This window comes from Prochlorococcus marinus str. NATL2A (assembly GCF_000012465.1).
Lineage (GTDB): Bacteria > Cyanobacteriota > Cyanobacteriia > PCC-6307 > Cyanobiaceae > Prochlorococcus_B > Prochlorococcus_B marinus_B.
The window spans coordinates 1,252,492-1,268,821 of the sequence record NC_007335.2 but is presented as its reverse complement, the minus strand read 5'-3'; the positions used below and the strand labels follow the sequence as shown (position 1 = coordinate 1,268,821).

Genomic DNA, 16,330 nt, shown 5'->3' with positions numbered 1-16,330 from the left:
TTGACAAAGATATTAACATTAAATCTAAGGAATATATTTATACTGATTACCTGGCTGATTAAACTGCCTCTGTATGATTTATCAATAGTTTTTCAACATCATTAATACCTTCAATAGCTGCATTCTTTGCTAAGTCTAAGTCTCCTTTCGCTTCTTCTTCCAATGCCTTAGCAATCCTATTTGTTAATTCTTCTTTCTTCCCTTCGATCATTACTATTATTTCATTTTCAATTACTTTTCTGACAGCTTTAGATGGCAATCTGTCATCCTTTGCTTCGGCAAACGTTCCTTGAACAAGTTCTTGTATAAATAAGCGATGAACTTCACTGCTTCTCAAAAAACTTTCAGTGGCATTAATGATTCCCTCTACCAACGCTTCGTCAGGCTCAGATTCTTTATTCGCTAGCTTGAATTCCCAGTCAAGATGCTTTCTTTGCCATCCAGATGAATGAAGGCTAGGCATGACTGTTTGGGAGTAGGTGTCTACAGACATTTCATAAATTCGTTCTGCTAAGCGCTCGCACCACTCTTTCCCGTGACTTTGAAGATTCTTTTGCATGGCTGTTCTGGGAACAGCATGGCCACCGTGATGGCTATGACATACACCATCTGGACATTCGATCGCGGTAAGGCTCATTTTTTCTGATCGATAACTTTTTTCTCAAATACTTCATAGCCAAAAAAAACTATTACGAAAACCTTTCTTAACTAAAAATGCTGGTATTCAAACGTTTACTCCTCTAATCGTTTACTCCCCTAATCTTTAAGAGGATAAATTTTTTTACTTTGGTCAGTTTCTTAATTCCCTTTGAATCAGCTTTAGGAGAAACACGCGTTTCAGCTACTCCAGAGACCGTTAAAAAGTTTTTGGACTTGGGTTGTAAAGTGTTTTTTGAAAAAGGTGCAGGAAAGGCTGCAGGCTTTTTAGATGATACTTACATGGACGCTGGGGCTGAATTAGTTGAAATAGAGAACGATGAAGTAAAAAAAATTGTTGACATTGTTCTATGTGTCCAACCTCCTAACGAAAAATTTCTTTCGCATTTAAAACCAGGATCTTTTCTTGTTGGTCTTTTGAACCCTTACGGAAATAAATTATTAGCCGAAACATTAAAATCTAAAAATATTTCTGCAATAGCATTGGAGTTGCTCCCTCGAATTAGCAGAGCTCAATCATCTGATGCATTGTCTTCCCAGGCAAATATTGCTGGTTACAAATCTGTACTTTTAGCGGCAAGCGCTCTTGACCGATATTTTCCAATGTTAATGACGGCTGCTGGTACTATTCAGCCTTCGAAAATTGTTGTTTTAGGTGCTGGGGTAGCTGGGCTTCAAGCTATTGCAACAGCCAAAAGACTAGGCGCTGTTGTTTATGTGAGTGATATTCGTGAGGCTGTAAAGGAGCAAGTTGAATCACTAGGAGCAAGATTTATTGAACTTCCAAAGATTGACGAAACCCCATCAGAGTCAGGTGGATACGCAAAACAAGTCTCTGATGAATTTATAGTTGCTCAAAGAAAAGAATTGGCAAAACAATTATCTGAAGCTGACGTAGCAATTTGCACTGCTCAGGTGCCGGGCAAAAAAGCCCCCAAACTCATTGATGAAAAAATGTTGGATGACATGCGTCCTGGTTCTGTAGTAATTGATCTTGCTGTTCTAAGTGGTGGAAATTGCGCATGCTCAAAACCAGGAGAAACTATTGTTAGAGAAGGTGTGAAGATTATTGGTGCTTCTAATCTCCCCTGTTCAATTCCAAATCATGCTAGTTCTCTATATTCAAGGAATTTATTGTCTCTTCTCCAACCAATGTTTAAAGAGGGTAAGTTTTTGATTGATAACGATGATGAGCTTATTGCTGGTTCTTTGATTAGTAAGGATGGGGTAATACTTAAATCTGAAATTATTGAGAATGGAGGAACTAGGTCATGAGTTTTTTTAGTGAAGCTCTTTGGGTGCTGCTACTCGGAAGCTTATTGGGTTTGGAGCTCATAGGTAAGGTCCCTCCAACTTTGCATACTCCATTAATGAGTGGAGCAAATGCAATCTCAGGCATCACCATGTTGGCAGCTTTAACATTAATAATAAAATCAGGAGACAACTTACCTCTACTAATAATTGGCTCAATATCTCTTGGATTCGCTTTGTTCAATGTGATTGGTGGCTTTTTGGTTACAGACAGGATGCTTGCAATGTTTAGTCGTAAAAAAACTCGTAAATAGGATTATCTCTTATGACTTTTATTGCTCCCATTAAGTTTGCTATTGATCTACTGGCAGTTTTATTGCTTGCTTTAGGCATTAAAGGCCTTTCAAAAGTTAGATCAGCAAGAGAGGCAAATAGGCTTGCCGGTATTGCGATGATGTTGGCTGCTTTTGGGGTGTTGCTTAACTCTCAAGGCACCATAGGGATTTCTATTAACTCTTGGATTTGGATAATTTGTGGAACTTTAATTGGAGGGCTTTTAGGAGCTTTAACGGCTAAAAGGGTTCCAATGACTGCAATGCCTGAGATAGTTGCTTTGTTTAACGGTTGTGGTGGGATGTCATCGTTATTGGTCGCACTTGGTGTGGCTTTGTTCCCATCCTCAGACGGCTCTGATGGCGTTGTGGGTGAACTTATTAGGAATTTTTCAATAGTCGTTTCACTCTTTGTAGGAGCTATTACATTCTCCGGATCAATAGTTGCAATGGCTAAGCTTCAGGGCTGGCTGTCTACTCCTTCTTGGACCCAAAGTAAGGCTAGGCATTTTTTCAATATTTTTTGCGCTGTTCTTGCTTTGATCGGTGGAATCTATCTTTCAATCGATGGACAAAATGGCCTTTTTCTTATTGTAATTGCCTCGTCTTTGCTTGGTATTGGAGTAACTCTTCCCATTGGTGGGGCAGATATGCCAGTAGTCATATCTCTACTGAACAGCTACTCAGGGGTTGCAGCAGCAGCGGCTGGATTCGTCGTTGGTAGTCAACTTTTGATTGTTGCTGGTGCAATGGTTGGAGCTGCTGGGCTAATACTTACACAGGTAATGTGCGATGGAATGAATAGATCTTTAGTTTCGGTCTTGTTTGGCGGTGCACTTGGTTCTAGTTCAGTTGCTTCGGGAGGAGGTGGAGAGTATACAAACATCACTAGCTGCAGCCCAGAAGAATGTGCACTGTCTCTCGAGGCTGCAGAGAGAGTTGTAATTGTTCCAGGTTATGGCCTTGCCGTTGCTCAGGCTCAGCACACTCTTAGGGAAGTCACCAGAGTTTTAGAAAATGCCGAAATTGAAGTCACCTATGCCATTCATCCTGTCGCTGGAAGGATGCCTGGTCATATGAATGTTCTTTTGGCGGAAGCAGATGTACCTTACGAGCAACTAAAAGAAATGGATGTAATTAATCCTGAATTCCCTGCTACGGATGTTGTATTGGTTTTAGGAGCAAATGATGTGGTTAATCCACAGGCTAAGACTGATCAGTCTTCCCCTCTTTATGGAATGCCGGTTTTAGATGTTCAAGAAGCGAGAACTGTTTTTGTTGTTAAAAGAGGAATGAGCGCTGGATATTCAGGTATAAAAAACGATCTTTTTGACCTGCCTAATACTTCTATGGTCTTTGGAGATGCAAAAAAAGTTCTTGGTGATCTTTTATTGGAACTAAAGGATCTTGGAGTTGGTAGCAAAGGATAATTTGAAAAGAGAGGAGTTACTTTCAGACTTAGGACTACAACCATTCAAGGAGCGCATTCCATGGATTGGTCCTGATCTTCAGACACTTAGAGATACCTTCGCTTCAGATGAATTGCCTTATGCCAATTCATCTGAAATTCGTATAAATGTCCCACCTCTTAAGAGTAGAAAAACAGGGGGTGGATCATTAGTTGCATACTTGGATAAACCACCAATTACTTCTAGTCTTAATGGTTTAGTTCTTCTTCTGCATGGACTGGGAGGCTCTTCTCGCAGAAGAGGCTTGACTAGGATGGCCAGTGCTTTGGTGCAGTCAAATTTTGCTGTTTTGAAACTTAATTTGAGAGGTTCAGATCCTTGTAGGAATTATGTCGATGGTACCTATGCTGCAGAGTGCAATAGTGATTTGATTCCTGTTTTAAGACGTGCGAGAGAGATTTCATTTCAATTAACTAATGAGTATGGATGTGTAAAAAATATTCCTCTTTTTGGAGCGGGTATCTCTTTAGGTGGAACTATTCTTTTAAATGCTTGTATGGGTAATGAATCTTTGTTGGATGGATTGGTATGTATAAGTAGTCCTTTGGATTTACATGAATGTAGTTCTTCTATTGAAAGACCGAGAAATTTTATTTATCAAAAATGGTTGTTAAATCGTTTGATTAGACAAACTTTAGAAGATCCTTTTGGGATAGAAGAAATAGAAAGAAATGCATTAGTAATAAATAAAAAAGATAAAAAAAGAAAAATAAATGATATTAGATCTTTTGATAATTTTATAACTGCTCCTAGATGGGGATATAAAAACGTTGAGGAATATTATGCGAACGCATCTCCTTTTTTCTCTCTTATTAAGAATGAAAAATCTCTTCCTAAAACATTATTTATTCAATCTAAAGATGATCCTTGGGTTCCTTGTTTAGCTGCTGAAAAACTAATGGAAAAAATGAAATTTTCGAATGATCAAAAAATCAATCAATTTATTTTTACTCAGAAAGGTGGACACAATGGATTTCATGGCAAGGAAGGATGCTGGGGGGATCAAGTTGTTTGTAAGTGGTTTTTATCTTTGAAAACTATTTAATCTAAAACTGCATTTTTGTAATATTTTTTTCTGAATAATCTAAGACTTCTTCTCTTGCCCAGTTGTCAATTTCAAGAATTTCACTGAGGCTTGGATTTAGATTTAGGTCGCATTTATGTTTCTCGCAAATCGCCTCAATTACTTTTGGAATATCGATAAATTTAAACCTTTCTTCTAGAAAAAGTTCTACTGCTTTTTCATTAGCTGCATTAAGCACTGCTGGCATTGTCCCCCCTGATTTTCCTGCGCTGTAAGCAAGTTCCATACATGGATATTTTTTAGTATCTGGTTCTTTAAAAGTTAAATTGCCTATTTGAGTAAGCTTTAATCTTGGCCATGGGGTTTTAAGTCGACTAGGCCAACTTAAGCAATACAAAATAGGGAGCTTCATATCTGGCCATCCCAATTGAGCTAAAACTGATGAATCATCCAATTCAACCATCGAGTGAATGATGCTTTGTGGATGGATAATGATTTCGATTTGGTCATATGAAAGACCAAAAAGATAATGCGCTTCAATGACTTCGAGTCCCTTATTCATGAGGGTTGCAGAATCTACAGTTATTTTCTTTCCCATGCTCCAATTAGGATGGCTAGTCGCATCCTCGACAGTTGCTTTGACTAAATCTTCTGCTTTCCAATCTCTAAAGGCTCCCCCTGATGCAGTTAATTGTATTGATTTAAATCCTGGAGTAGGCATTCCAGTTGAGAGTCTTGCATTGTCAGCCCATGGCGTTCCTTGGAGACATTGAAATATCGCTGAGTGTTCTGAATCTGCAGGTAAGAGTCTACTGCCGCTTTTTTTTAAAGCCGGAATTACAACTGGTCCTGCTGCAATCAAAGTTTCTTTATTTGCTAGAGCTAGGTCCTTCCCTGCTTCAATAGCTGCAAGTGTTGGTAGGAGGCCTGCACAGCCAACTATTCCAGTTACAACAAGATCTGCACTTCCCCAAGCTGCTGCAGTATTAAGTCCTTCGGCTCCCGCCATCAATAAGGGCTTTTTGACTATTTTTTTATTTTCAGTGAGACTATTAATTCGAGAAGAAAGTTCTGATAAAAGCGATTCATCTGCTAGTGAAACAACTTCAGGTTGATGAGTTTCAATTTGTTTGATTACTAAATCAAGATTCTTTCCTGCTGTTAGAGCAACAATTTTGAATTGCTCAGGAAACTCTTCTGCAATTTGAAGGGTTTGAGTTCCAATAGATCCTGTTGAGCCTAAAACGCTTATGGCTTTCACATTGTGAAGGCAAGTATGACCAGTCTCCCATTTAAAGGTATAACCCAGTTAGGTATTTACCAGTTTCTTCTGGATTTTAATAGAGATTTATTATGCAAGAAAGGGAACAATGGAGATCAGGACTGGGGTTTGCACTTGCAGCGGCTGGTAGTGCAGTAGGTCTTGGAAACCTTTGGGGCTTTGCTTATAGGTCCTCTCAAGGAGGGGGACTAGCGTTTCTTATCCTTTATGTATTGGTTGTTTTAGTTGTTTGCCTCCCCGTTTTGGTGGCAGAGATGGTCTTGGGCAGGAGTACTGCTAGTAGTCCTTTCCTTGCGCCAATTAAAGCTGCTGGTGAAAATTGGAAGCCTTTAGGGTGGCTTTTTGCAATAGCTTCTTGTGGAATTCTTTCTTATTACGCAGTGATAATGGGATGGACAATTGATACTTTCTTCCATTCTTTATTTATTGGCCTACCCTCAGATATGACTGAGGCGGGAGAATTTTTTGGTAAAATTAGCAGTGGTAATAGTGTATTTGTAGGTCAAATAATCAGCTTATTGTTAACTGCTTTTGTTGTGGTTGCAGGCGTTCGTGGAGGTATTGAAAAACTAACAAAATGGGCAATGCCATTTTTATTTGGACTCCTTTTGTTATTGGCTATATGGGCTGCAACTTTATCTGGTGCATGGGAAGGGTATACATCATTTTTACTTAAATGGGATTCCTCTCAACTTTTTGATAAAAACACAATAAGTAATGCGTTTAAACAAGCTTTCTTTTCTTTAAGTTTGGGTATTGGAATTATGGTTGCCTATTCTTCATATCTAAACCGTAAAAATCATCTTCCTAAAGAAGCTTTGAGAGTTGCAACTTTGGATACTGCTGTGGGTTTACTTGCAGGCCTGATTACATTCCCTGTCGTTATGAGTTTTGGTTTGAAAGATGTTATCAGTGAATCAACTGTTGGGACTTTATTTATCGCTCTTCCAACTGGATTTGCAAATCTTGGATTGCTTGGGAGATTGATTGCTGCAGTTTTCTTCGGATTGGCCTTTATAGCTGCTATTACTTCTTCGATTTCATTAATGGAAGTACCAGTATCTTCTTTAATGGACAGGTTGAATTGGAGTAGGAAGAAGGCCGTTTGGACTTCAACATTAGTGATCTTTTTGATTGGAATACCGTCTGCTATTTCTACAGACTTTTTAGGCAAGTCCGATGCCATCTGTAATACACTCTTGATATTAGGTGGCCTTCTAATTTCAATTCTTTTGGGTTGGATTGTTCCAAATCGTTATGATGAGGATCTTGCAAATTCTAATGCTAATTTAAGAGTTAGAAGGTATCTAAAGTTTATGCTGCGCTGGGTGTCTCCACCGGTTATTGCTATTGGACTTTATTTGACAGTCTTATCTACAATAGAAACATTTGCTTAATCTGAAAGTTGTTTCCATTCAGTAACCCCTTTAGGTTTATCAATTAAATCAATTCCAATATTTTTCAAATCAGCTCTTATCTTATCAGCGAGTAAAAAGTCTTTATTAGCTTTTGCTAAGGATCTATTCTTTATAAGTTCTTCAATTTTATTAGTGTCCAGTTCAGGATTATTTTTTGGTTTTTCTTGATTTAAATTTACTTTTAAACCCAGAACTCCTGCTAACTCAGAGAGTAGTTCCCATTTATTAAAAACTTGATTTAATTCATCTTGATCAACTTCATTAATATCTTTTTCTTTTAAGAAGTTAATGATCTTTCTAATTGGTTGAGATAGTTCAAAAAGAATAGATAAAGCTCCTGATGTATTTAGGTCGTCATCCATATATTTTTCAAAGTCTGATAATAATTTGAATGAGTTTTTATCAAGTTTAGTGTTGGCAGATTTTTTTATCGGTTTATCTAGGAAGATTTCGTTTTTAGATTGATCTTTAATTTTATAGATATAACCAAAAGACAGGCAATTATTTAATCTTTCCCAGCCTTTTGAAGCAGCTTTTAGCGCTTCTTCAGTAAAATCTAGGGGCTTTCGGTAATTAGTTTGTAACACAAAAAATCTCAAAGTCATAGGTGAAATATCTTCCTCTAATAAAGACCTAATGGTTGTAAAATTTCCTAGTGATTTACTCATTTTTTCACCCCCCACATTAACCATTCCATTGTGAAGCCAGTATTTTGCTAACTCTTTCCCATTACAGGCTTCAGATTGAGCTATTTCATTCTCATGATGAGGAAATATCAGGTCTGATCCACCAAGGTGAATATCAATACTTTCTCCTAATTCTTGTTTAACCATTGCTGAACACTCAATATGCCAACCTGGCCTGCCGTTTCCCCAAGGTGAAGAATAACTAACCTCACCTGAGTTGGACTTTTTCCAGAGGGCAAAATCAAGCGAGTTCTTTTTACTTTCTTTTTGATTTGTTTTTAATCTCCCTGCTGCATTATCTATCTGATCCTCAATTTCTCTTCCACTAAGTTTCCCATAATTTTTATGTTTATCTACTGAAAAATAAACATCACCATTTGATGAATAAGCTACTTTTTTTTGTTCTAATTCTTCTATGAAATTAATAATTTGATGGAGGCATTTTGTTGCTCTTGGCATGCTAGTTGGTCTAAGAATGGAAAGAGTATCCATATCTTTGTGGAATTCATCAATATTTCTTTCACTTAATTCATCAGTAGAACATCCTTCTTTATTTGCTCGATTAATAATTTTGTCATCAATATCAGTGAAGTTTTGTACAAATTTAACTTCAAAACCTTTCCAAATTAAAAACCGTCTCAATACATCCCAATTAAGGTAACTTCTGGCATGACCAAGATGACAAAGATCATAAACAGTTACACCACAACAATATATTTTAACTTGATTAGGATTTATAGAAATAAAATCCTCTTTCTTTTTGGATAAGGTGTTTGTGAATTTTAGGGACAATTTCTTAGATAAGAATGTGAGAAATTATTGAATTTGTCAGCAACTATTTTGCTTCCATCCAATTTACTCCAACGCCAGTTTCAACGATAAGAGGGACACTAAGTTTTACAGCATTTTCCATAGTGTTTTTGACAAGAAGTTTTGTTTCCTCCAAATCTTTGGGATTAACTTCTAGCACGAGTTCATCATGCACTTGAAGTAGAATTTTCGCTGCCAATCCAGTCTCTCTTAAAGCTGAATGCAACTGAATCATTGCTAGCTTAATTATGTCTGCACTTGAGCCTTGAATAGGTGCGTTTGCTGCGGCTCTTAATTGTTGTGCTTCCATCCCTGCTCTTCTGGCAGTAGTTAAATCAATTTCATTTGGTGGAGTTCCCAGAAGTCTTCCAAGCCCATTTTTATTGAAATGAAAATATCGTCTTCTCCCTAGCAATGTTTCAACAAACCCTTGGCTTAAGGCAAGTCTTTCTTGATATTCTAAAAAATTAAAAACGGCTGGATAACGTTCTTTGAATTTACTTAAAAAATATTTTGCTTCTATTAATGAAACGCCCGTTGATCTTGCAAACCTTTGAGCCCCCATACCATAAATAACCCCAAAATTTATTGTTTTTCCTATTCTTCTTTCATCGGCGTCAATAGCATCTTTTTCAAACAAAAGTTTTGCTGTTAAAGAGTGGACATCTTCATTTTTTAAATAAGCATTTTTTAGTACTTCTTCACCTGAAAGATGTGTGAGTATACGAAGTTCAATTTGTGAATAGTCTGCACTTAGAAGTTTCCAATCTTTTTGCGGAAGAAAGGCTTTTCTTATTCGTCTACTAAATTCAGTTCTGACAGGGATATTTTGCAGATTTGGATTGCTGCTACTTAGTCTTCCAGTAGCGGTTACGGCTTGATTGAAATCTGTATGTACTCTTCCTGTTTCTTTTTCAATAAGCTTAGGCAAAGCATCTACATAAGTATTAAGCAACTTGCTTATAGTGCGATGTTCAATGATCATTTTTACTATGGGATGGTCTGATTCCAGCTTTTCCAATACAGCTACATCTGTACTCCATCCTGTTTTTGTTTTTCTTGATTTTTTCCTATCTAAATCAAGTTTCTCAAAAAGTAATTCACCTAACTGTTTAGGTGATGAAAGGTTGAACTCACTTCCTGCAATATTATAAACTTCTTTCTCGATAGTATTTAATTTTTTTGTTAACTCTAAAGATAAATCTTTTAGATAAGGAGTATCAATAATGATACCGGTCGATTCAATTTCTGCTAATACTTGCTCGAGTGGTTGTTCAACTTCTTTGAGTAAGTTTATTAATTTTGTACTTGTTTCTTTTAATCTATTAATATAAATAATTGCTAATTTTCTTGTTAAATAAACGTCCATCCCGCAGTACATACTCGCAGACTTAATGTCCACATAAGAGAAGTCTTCTCCTTTTTTGACAACATCAGAAAAACTTTTGGGTTTAAATCCAAATTCTCTATAAGCAATTTCATCTAAACTATGTTTAAGGGTTGCATCAAATATATAATCTGCAAGTAAAGTATCAATTACAACTCCGTTTAGTATAATTCCGTGTCTTAATAAAATCAGTCGGTCGTATTTTGCATTCTGTAGGGTTTTATGATTTTCATTGCTAGAGAACCAATCCTGAAGTGCAAAGATAACTTCTTCAATCTTTAATTGATTTATTTGATTAATTTTTATTAAATCGCCCTCTTTATTTTGATGTCCTATTGGTATATAAACTATATCTTTTAACGATTCGCCAAAACAAAATCCTAATCCAACAAGTTCAGCTTTAAATGGATTCAAGCTCGTTGTTTCTGTATCAATGGCTATTGGTTTTGTCGAATCAGTATGTTTCATTATTTGTGCAACAAAGTTATTAAGTTCTTCCAGATTGTCTATTATCTTGGGTTCTATCTTGGGGATCTCTTTCGTTTCATTAAGAGTACTCAATTCACTATTTTTAGTCTTATCGTTAGCGATATTAATTTCTTTTGATGAGGGATTTAAATCTTTTTTTGATAATCCATCTTTAGAAAATATAGCTTTAAAAGTTGAAACTTGTTTTGATAAACTATGTAACTCAAGCCTCTCAAGGTTTTCAGCTAGCTTTGATTCGTTAATTCCTTCTAAGTTATAGTTTACTTTTGGATCAATGGGAATTTTAATTAATATCTCTGCAAGTTTTTTTGAGAGATAGGCATTGTCTTTATCTGCTTTTAATTTTAATCTAACTGCTCCTTTTATCGCTCCTCGTTTTGCTTTCTCGCCTTCTTTTTCTAACTCTTGAAGTGATTTATAGACTCCATCAAGATCAAGGTTCTCGTTTAAAAGATTTATTGCTGTTTTAGGACCAACTCCTTTAACACCTGGAATATTGTCTGAGCTATCACCAGTTAAGGCTTTCAGATCAATAACTTTGTTTGGATTGACTCCGAGTTTCTCCCTTACGCCTTTTTCATTAATCAGTTTAGGACTTCCACTTTTTGCATAAGGACCTCCACCCATGTACAAGACAGCTATGTCTCTTTCATCATCCACTAATTGGAATAGGTCTCTATCTCCAGAAAGGATTCTGACACTCCATCCTTTTTCAGCTGCATCATTTGCGAGTGTTCCCAAGACATCATCTGCCTCATATCCCGGGGCTTTGCAGATTGAAAGATTCAAACTTTCTTTGAGAATCTCTTCAAGTTGATCTAAATCTTGAAAAAATATATCTGGTGCTACATCTCGATTGGCTTTGTAGTTTGGATCTTCCTTGTGGCGAAATGTTGGCTCAGCAGTGTCAAAAGCAATTGTGACCCCTTTGGGTTCGATAGATTTGCAATTATCTAAAAGGCTTTTTAGAAAACCATAGGTAACACTCGTGGGAAATCCATCTTTGGTGGTAAGACCTCCTTCTCCACCTTTACTAAAAGCATAAAAACTTCTAAAAGCTAATGAATGGCCATCAACCAATAATAAAGTTGGCTTTTTTATTTCTGTCATGAATCAGTCCAAGTGTGATTAATTTATTAACGCTCTCTTTTTTTAGCCCAAGAAGGAAGATCAATAAAAACTTTCTCTCCCGGTTCTAATCCAGATATTATTGCAGTCTTACTGCCACTGCTTGTACCTAATTCAACTTTTTTAAACTCTGGTTGATTGTTATTCCCGACTATTAGAACCCCAGTTTTCCCTTCTTCTGTGACAATTGCGACTGTTGGAATAAGCGTGCTGATTTTGGTCGCTCCAGTTTGAAAGTTTATATCAGATGTCATGCCAAGGCGTAAATCTTCAGGTCTATTTTCCAATAACAACGTAACTTCAAATGAAGTTACGTTGTTATTCTTGATCGCACTTGGAGAGATTTTGGAGACAACCGCTTTAAAACGCTTATCAGGAAAAGCATCTACTCTAATACTTGCGTCCTGCCCTGTTTTTATTCTTCCAATATCACTCTCAGGAACTTTCGCGACTATTTCAAGGCCTTGAGAAAGTTTGACTATTGATGAACTTGTGGCCCCACCCTCTCTTGAGGAAGAAGCAGAGGTCGTAGGAGTTACGAATGCCCCTGGTACTGCGTATCTGCTGGTTATTACTCCTCTAAATGGGGCTCTAATGCTTATTTCATTCTCTTCTACTTCTAGTTGTTTGAATCTGGCTTTGCTTTTTAAAAATTTATTTTTATATTCTTCATACTCTTCAGCACTTATGGCTCCTTCATTAAAAAGCATCTCCCTTCTTTTAAAGCTTGCTTTTTGAGTCTCATAATTAGCTTTTATCTCGTCAATTCTAAATTCCAAATCTCCAAAATCCATTTTCGCAATTAAATCACCTTTCTTAACCTGATCTCCTTCCTCAACGAAAATTTCGTCAAGTATTCCCTGTCTTTTTGGGCTTACATTTACACTTTTATTTGCTTTTAATTCACCACTTGCTGTTATCAAACCAGGCAAACTGCCTCTCTCAGCAGCAATTGTAAATTCAGTTATGTCTTTATTCGATGAGTTGTCTTGTGAAAGTTTAAAACTAATTCCGCCAACACTTATGACCGAAAGTGCAATAAGGCCTATAAATTTTTTCTTTTTAAATTTTTTCCAAATCATTTTGTGAAAATCAAATACTCAAGAGTTTTAGAAGTTTGGACGATGTAAAGGAAAGCTTAAAAACTTTCCTTAAGAGATTTATAACAATATTTTCGCTGTTAATGGGCACGATTGGGTTTAATTTAGTCAGATTAATCAGCTGGGTTCCTTTAAAGAACCATTTAAATGCTTAAGGCCGGAATTGTTGGACTCCCTAATGTTGGAAAGTCCACTTTGTTCAATGCTCTTGTTGCGAATGCTCAAGCTCAAGCAGCAAACTTTCCTTTTTGTACGATTGAACCGAATGTAGGCTCTGTTTCAGTCCCTGATCAACGTTTGAATTTGCTTGGCGAACTTAGTAATAGTAAGCAAATTATTCCAACGAGAATGGAGTTTGTTGATATTGCTGGTCTTGTTAAGGGAGCAAGTAAAGGGGAGGGATTGGGTAACAAATTTTTAGCAAATATAAGGGAGGTGGATGCAATCGTTCATGTGATTAGGTGTTTTAGTGATGATGATGTTATTCATGTTTCTGGATCAGTAGACCCATCAAGAGATATTGAGATAATAAATTTAGAATTAGCATTGTCTGATTTAAATCAGATAGAAAAACGTAGAACTCGACTAAAAAAACAAATAAGTACTAGTAAGGACGCAAAGTTAGAAGATGATGTATTAGAAAAATTAAGCGAGGCCTTAGAAAATGAAAATGCAGTTAGGAGTGTTTCATTAACTAATGAAGAAAAAAAATTAATTAAACCATTAGGCTTATTAACTGAAAAACCAATTATCTATGCAACCAATCTTGGTGAAGATGAACTTGCGAAAGGTAATTCCTTTTCAGAAGAAGTAAATACACTTGCAACGAAAGAAGGCTCTGAATGTGTGAAGATTTCAGCGCAAGTTGAGGCTGAGTTGATTGAATTGGGGGAGGAGGAAAGAGATGATTATTTAAATGGTTTAGGAGTTGAAGAAGGAGGCTTAATTAGTCTTATTAAAGCTACATATCGATTGCTGGGCTTAAGCACTTATTTCACCACTGGAGAAAAAGAAACTAAAGCTTGGACTATTTCTGATGGGATGACAGCTCCTCAAGCTGCTGGGGTAATACATACAGATTTTGAAAAGGGATTTATTCGAGCTCAAACAATCTCATACAAAAAACTACTAGAAGCAGGATCTTTAGTAGAAGCTAAAAACAAAGGTTGGCTAAGAAGTGAAGGCAAAGAATATATAGTGAATGAAGGAGACGTAATGGAGTTTTTATTCAACGTATAAGCGTCCAGTCATACCACGGGTTTTCAGCGACTTTTATGGCTATTCTAACTTTGTTCTAACTTTGTATTAAATTTATAATGAGTGTTTTGTCTTTTGAGTGACTTGTAAGTTTTGTTATTTAGCCCAACCCTGTCATCTCAGTAAAGAGTCCTAAGTTCTCGTTTGAGTCAGAGAAACCAAGAAGAATTTCGTATCGAGTTTCAGCTCCGCTATTAAGTTGACCTTGCCAATAGTTCATGCCAATAGAATCAGGCTTTCTATCAAGAACTTCTTCATGTAAATGAGATACGAAATCATGGTGATCTGTATCTTGCGATGAGTGGTTTTCAAAGAGATCTGATGAGTTTAAATTCAGTCCACTAAAAGTATCTTCAAAAGCTTTAGTCTCTGTAGTTTGAACGCCTATCCCAGTGATTGTGTCTGTTTTGTTCAACTTTGGATCAATTAAAAGTTTGAAGTTGCTTGATGAAGATAGGCTGTCAAACCTACTAATACTATTTTCAATACTCGATGAAGTATGTGTAGTGTATTGATTTATTTCCGAGATGAAAGATTTAGCCTCTTCGAAAATTTTGCCTGAAATCCAAGGACTCGTTGATTGAGGTTGATAAGAAAGTATTCCTGAAGTAGTCGAAGAGAGCTTTGCTGTATAGGCAATTGCAGCTTCAGTTTTATTAGTAAGAGTTTTTGAATCGCTAGAACCTCCCGGATTGTTTTCAGCTGCCCAAATAAGATCATTAGCAATCGATGCAAGTTGCAAGGAACCATTATTTATTTGATTTGACCAATAGGTTAGTCCGGCTACATCACCTGATCGATTAAATAAATTTAAATAGATTTGATTGACTTGGGCTTCTACAGATAGGTTTCCATTTACATCTTTAAATTCCGGTTGTAAGTACATATTGGCAGCGAAAGCACTTCTACTAATCCCCTTTTCTGTCCAGTAATTTAAACCTGAAGGGTCACTAGGTCGACTAAAATAAGCTATGTATAGTTGTTGTAATTCTCTTGAAGTTGCATTGTTTGGATTTGATAGGTTGTTTGAATTAGACGTATCACTATTAGTGGTAGATGTATTGTCAGGACTAGTATTAACTTGAGCAGAATTTTGCAGGGTTTGTGCATTGACAGGAGTTACTGACTTTTTATCTAAGAAATCTAATAATTCGATTGATACAAGAGTGTCAGTCCATTTGTCTTTGCCGATTCTGTTATCAATAACTTTTAAATTTGAACCATCTTGTACAAAAGAATAGTCGCTGAAGTTTCCTTCATAATTGGCAACATCAGTACCACTGCCTCCATCAATATAATCATTGCCATCATTACCGTGGAGACTATCATTTCCTGTTCCTCCATAAATATTATCAAAGCCATCACCTCCTTTAATGATATCTGAGCCTGATTCACCTTTTAACGTATCATTACCTTCGTTCCCATAAATAATATCGTTTCCAAGCCCTGAATATAATTTATCATCTTTCTTACTCCCATTAAATGTATCATCTCCACTTATATAATATGTCCTTTGAGAGCTTAAACTTTCGCCTATTTTTTCATAGTCAAATGTGCCGGTTATTACTTCTTCAACTCCCGTCTCTGAATAGTATGTCTTGTCTTTATTCAGGTAGCCAATTGTGCTTAAATCATATAGATTTTCAACAAAATAGCCATCTGCTTCGCCAGTGCCAATATGATTCCCATATTGTTTTAATTCGAAAGTGTATCCATTATAAGAAATAGTTCCTGTTTGTTCATTATATTTGACATTTTTATAGTCAAGATCTAAATTGTAATTACCAGAAATATAATAGGAAATCTTTCCATTAGCTAATAAACTCTCAGAGAGTACCGTTAGATTTCCCGCGTAATAATTGTCTTGAGCTTTCTTGTAATGACTTGGGAAAGTCCCATCATAAGTAGCACCTTGATTTCCTTTCGCAGTCCAAGTAAAAGTTGCCAATGATTAACCCCAAAAAACACTAGCTTTTTCACTGGCTAGCTTGTCTATAAAGTATATCCCAAGATGAGAAGTTCGATTTTAAAGTTAAACGA

12 protein-coding genes are annotated in these 16,330 nt (G+C 36.4%); 6 read left to right on the top strand and 6 right to left on the bottom strand.

Features of this window, described 5'->3' with window-relative positions:
• Positions 1 to 58: 58 nt before the first annotated feature.
• Complete coding sequence (locus PMN2A_RS06950) at positions 59 to 637, bottom strand: hypothetical protein (RefSeq protein ID WP_011294844.1); 579 nt, start codon at positions 635 to 637, stop codon at positions 59 to 61.
• Positions 638 to 786: 149 nt separating this feature from the next.
• Between PMN2A_RS06950 and PMN2A_RS06945 the strand changes: the two genes are divergently transcribed.
• From PMN2A_RS06945 to PMN2A_RS06930, 4 genes are read left to right on the top strand one after another with little or no spacing between them, the layout of a single operon-like run.
• A complete protein-coding gene (locus tag PMN2A_RS06945; protein ID WP_011294843.1) occupies positions 787 to 1,932 on the top strand; it encodes a Re/Si-specific NAD(P)(+) transhydrogenase subunit alpha in 1,146 nt (381 codons plus the stop codon).
• A complete protein-coding gene (locus tag PMN2A_RS06940) occupies positions 1,929 to 2,222 on the top strand; it encodes an NAD(P) transhydrogenase subunit alpha (RefSeq protein WP_011294842.1) in 294 nt (97 codons plus the stop codon). The genes PMN2A_RS06945 and PMN2A_RS06940 overlap by 4 nt, the downstream gene beginning before the upstream one ends.
• Positions 2,223 to 2,233: 11 nt before the next feature.
• Positions 2,234 to 3,670: an NAD(P)(+) transhydrogenase (Re/Si-specific) subunit beta gene (locus PMN2A_RS06935; RefSeq protein WP_011294841.1), complete on the top strand. Its 1,437-nt coding sequence runs from the start codon at positions 2,234 to 2,236 to the stop codon at positions 3,668 to 3,670.
• Positions 3,654 to 4,754: an alpha/beta fold hydrolase gene (locus PMN2A_RS06930; RefSeq protein WP_041711024.1), complete on the top strand. Its 1,101-nt coding sequence runs from the start codon at positions 3,654 to 3,656 to the stop codon at positions 4,752 to 4,754. Before PMN2A_RS06935 ends, PMN2A_RS06930 begins: the two co-directional genes overlap by 17 nt.
• 1 nt (position 4,755) lies before the next feature.
• On the opposite strand, the gene PMN2A_RS06925 is transcribed toward PMN2A_RS06930, so the two are convergent.
• Entirely contained in the window at positions 4,756 to 5,994 is a 1,239-nt protein-coding gene (locus PMN2A_RS06925) for a 1-deoxy-D-xylulose-5-phosphate reductoisomerase (RefSeq protein WP_011294839.1), read from the bottom strand.
• Between the two features lie 92 nt (positions 5,995 to 6,086).
• Here PMN2A_RS06925 and PMN2A_RS06920 point away from each other — a divergent pair, with 92 nt between their 5' ends.
• Complete coding sequence (locus tag PMN2A_RS06920; RefSeq protein ID WP_011294838.1) at positions 6,087 to 7,412, top strand: sodium-dependent transporter; 1,326 nt, start codon at positions 6,087 to 6,089, stop codon at positions 7,410 to 7,412.
• Here PMN2A_RS06920 and cysS read toward each other — a convergent pair.
• From cysS to PMN2A_RS06905, 3 genes are read right to left on the bottom strand one after another with little or no spacing between them, the layout of a single operon-like run.
• Entirely contained in the window at positions 7,409 to 8,911 is a 1,503-nt protein-coding gene (cysS, locus tag PMN2A_RS06915) for a cysteine--tRNA ligase (RefSeq protein ID WP_011294837.1), read from the bottom strand. The two genes, PMN2A_RS06920 and cysS, sit on opposite strands and share 4 nt — an antisense overlap.
• A 43-nt stretch (positions 8,912 to 8,954) precedes the next feature.
• Positions 8,955 to 11,915 carry a DNA polymerase I gene (gene polA, locus PMN2A_RS06910; RefSeq protein ID WP_011294836.1) on the bottom strand — a complete coding sequence of 987 codons (2,961 nt, stop codon included), beginning with the start codon at positions 11,913 to 11,915 and terminating at the stop codon, positions 8,955 to 8,957.
• A 26-nt stretch (positions 11,916 to 11,941) separates the two neighbouring features.
• Positions 11,942 to 13,015: an efflux RND transporter periplasmic adaptor subunit gene (locus PMN2A_RS06905; RefSeq protein WP_011294835.1), complete on the bottom strand. Its 1,074-nt coding sequence runs from the start codon at positions 13,013 to 13,015 to the stop codon at positions 11,942 to 11,944.
• A 165-nt stretch (positions 13,016 to 13,180) separates the two neighbouring features.
• Here PMN2A_RS06905 and ychF point away from each other — a divergent pair, with 165 nt between their 5' ends.
• Positions 13,181 to 14,272: a redox-regulated ATPase YchF gene (gene ychF, locus PMN2A_RS06900; protein ID WP_011294834.1), complete on the top strand. Its 1,092-nt coding sequence runs from the start codon at positions 13,181 to 13,183 to the stop codon at positions 14,270 to 14,272.
• A 118-nt stretch (positions 14,273 to 14,390) separates the two neighbouring features.
• Here ychF and PMN2A_RS06895 read toward each other — a convergent pair whose 3' ends face one another.
• On the bottom strand, positions 14,391 to 16,238 hold the full coding sequence (locus tag PMN2A_RS06895) for a DUF4214 domain-containing protein (protein WP_011294833.1): 1,848 nt from the start codon (positions 16,236 to 16,238) through the stop codon (positions 14,391 to 14,393).
• Positions 16,239 to 16,330 lie beyond the last annotated feature (92 nt).